The 2568-nt window shown below is 74.3% G+C and carries 2 protein-coding genes; both read left to right on the top strand.

The features are described 5' to 3' along the window. Window positions 1–694: 694 nt before the first annotated feature. Window positions 695–1831: a S1C family serine protease gene (locus tag ACFXA3_RS40715; RefSeq protein WP_385196221.1), complete on the top strand. Its 1137-nt coding sequence runs from the start codon at window positions 695–697 to the stop codon at window positions 1829–1831. Window positions 1832–1937: 106 nt separating this feature from the next. Continuing rightward, a complete protein-coding gene (locus ACFXA3_RS40710; RefSeq protein WP_385196218.1) occupies window positions 1938–2396 on the top strand; it encodes a sec-independent translocase in 459 nt (152 codons plus the stop codon). The last annotated feature ends 172 nt before the right edge of the window (window positions 2397–2568 follow it).

Below are 2568 nucleotides of genomic sequence, written 5' to 3'. Positions count from 1 at the left end.
GGGACCAGGTGCCCGGTCCCGGGATCGTCGCCGGCCCCCGCCCCAGGGGACCCCTGCCGCCGGTCCCGTCGCTCACCCCGTCACCCCGCCCGGTCTCGCTGACCCGCTGACCCGCGGCCCGGGCCCGGGCGGCCCGGGCCCGGGGGGACCTGGTTGAATCGGCGGCAGATGCGCCGCCCGGCGGTGCCACAGGTACCTCGGGGGAGCGCCCATGCCCGACCAGCAGCAGCCCGACACGACCACCCCGCCGAAGCCGACCCCCGCCCCGGCGGCCGACGCCGGCGCGGTTTCGCACCCCGGGGCCGAGCCGGCCCCGCAGCCGCCCGCCCCGGTATCCGCCCCGCCGGGCGCGGCTGACCCGGCGGCCGAGCCCGGCCCGCAGTCACCGGAGCCGACTTCCGCACCGGCAACCGACGCCGGCCCGCAGGCGGGCGCGTCTGAACCGGGGGCCGAGGCGCCCGGCGCGGTTTCCCGCCCGGCGGGCGAGCCCGCCCCGCGGTCGCCGGAGCCGACCTCGGCCCCAGCGGCCGAGCCCGGGGCCGAGGGGCCCGGCGCGGGTTCGAACTCGGGGGCCGAGTCGGCCCCGCAGACGTCGGAGTCGGCTTCCGCCCCGGTGGCCGATGCCGTCCCGCAGCAGGCCGGCTCGGGTAAGGGGGGTGTGCGGTACGACCCCTGGGGGTTGCAGCCGTTGCAGGTGGCCGATCAGGGGAAGGCGTCGGGCGGCGCAGCCGTCCGGCTGCGCCATGCCGTCGCCCTAGGCCTCGGCATCGCCCTGCTCGCCGGCGGTGTCGGCGGCTGGCTCGGCGTCCTCGCCGAACGGCAGAGCAGCACCCGCCTCGAACTCCCCCAGGCCGCCGTGGAGAGCAAGGGCCGCGCCCCCGACAGCGTGGCCGGGATCGCCGCGACCGCGCTGCCCGGCGTCGTCACCCTCCACGTGCGCGGCAGCTCCGGCAGCGGCACCGGCACCGGGTTCGTCCTCGACCCGCAGGGCCACATCCTCACCAACAACCACGTCGTGTCCGACGCCCAGGACATAACGGTCACCTTCAGCACCGGCGAGAGCGTCTCCGCCGAGCTGGTCGGCCGGGACGGCGGCTACGACCTGGCCGTGGTCAAGGTCGAGGGCGTACGGGGCCTCAGGCCGCTCTCCCTCGGCAACTCCGAGAACGTGAAGGTCGGCGACCCGGTCGTGGCCATCGGCGCGCCGTTCGACCTCTCCAACACCGTCACCGCCGGCATCATCAGCGCCACCGGCCGGCCCATCACCGCCGGCGGAGACAAGGGCGACGGCAGCGACATCAGCTACGTCGACGCCCTCCAGACCGACGCCCCCATCAACCCCGGCAACTCCGGCGGCCCGCTCCTCGACGCCAGAGCCCGCGTGATCGGCATCAACAGCGCCATCCGGGGGGCCGACGCCGGCGGCGACGGCGACGAGCGCGCGAAGCAGAGCGGCAGCATCGGGCTCGGCTTCGCCATCCCGGTCAACCAGGGCAAGCGCGTCGCCGAGGAGCTGATCCGCACCGGCCACGCCACCCACCCCGTCATCGGCGTCACCCTCGACATGGAGTACACGGGTGACGGGGCCCGCGTCGCCGCCAAGGGGGAGGGCGGCAAGCCCGCCGTCACCCCCGGCGGCCCCGGCGCCCGGGCCGGGATCCAGGGCGGTGACGTGATCACCAAGGTGGACGGGGTCCGCGTGCACGGGGGCGACGAGCTCGTCATCAAGATCCGGTCCCACCGCCCGGGCGATCCGCTCGCCCTCACCGTGCTCCGCGACGGCCGCGAACGCACCCTGGAACTCGTCCTCGGTTCGGCGAACGGATCATGACCATCCGGAGAATCCGCGGCCTGCGCGGCACCGATGTATGGGCCCGCCGACAACGCCGGGTACCGTGTGTCGTGGCCCGAAACGGAGAGAGCCGAGGAGCGGCAACGTGTTCAACGACATAGGCGCACTCGAACTCGTCACGATCGTGGTGCTCGCCATCCTCATCTTCGGCCCGGACAAGCTCCCCAAGGTGATCCAGGACGTCAGCGGGTTCATCCGCAAGATCCGCGCGTTCTCCGACAGCGCGAAGCAGGACATCCGCTCCGAACTCGGACCCGAGTTCAAGGACTTCGAGTTCGAGGACCTGAACCCGAAGACGTTCCTGCGCAAGCAGCTCACCGAGAACGAGGACCTCCGCGAGATCCGCAGCTCGTTCGACCTCCGCAAGGAGCTGAACGACGTCACCGAGGCCGTGAACAGCCGGGAGACGGCCTCCGCCCCGGCCGCCGCCGGCACGGCGGCCGGCACCTCCGCCGCGCCCGCCGCCACCGGCCCGGACCTGCTGAAGAAGCCCGCAGCCCCGGCCGCCGAGCAGCGCGCTCCGTACGACGCCGACGCCACCTGAGTTCGAGCCTTCCGGGCGATTCGGGGTCCGGTGGCTATCCTCCATGAGTCCGGACCCAGGACGCCCCAGGGTGGGGGTCCCCCCGACACGACGTGGGGGAGGGCCGTTCCGGACCCACGGAACGAGAGGCTCAGATGGAGACGACGAGCAGTAGCCGGGTAGGGGTTCAGCC

It is taken from the genome of Streptomyces sp. NPDC059456 (assembly GCF_042750055.1).
Taxonomy (GTDB): Bacteria; Actinomycetota; Actinomycetes; order Streptomycetales; family Streptomycetaceae; genus Streptomyces.
Note: the sequence above shows the minus strand (reverse complement) of the source record. Positions and strands in the feature narration are given on the sequence as shown.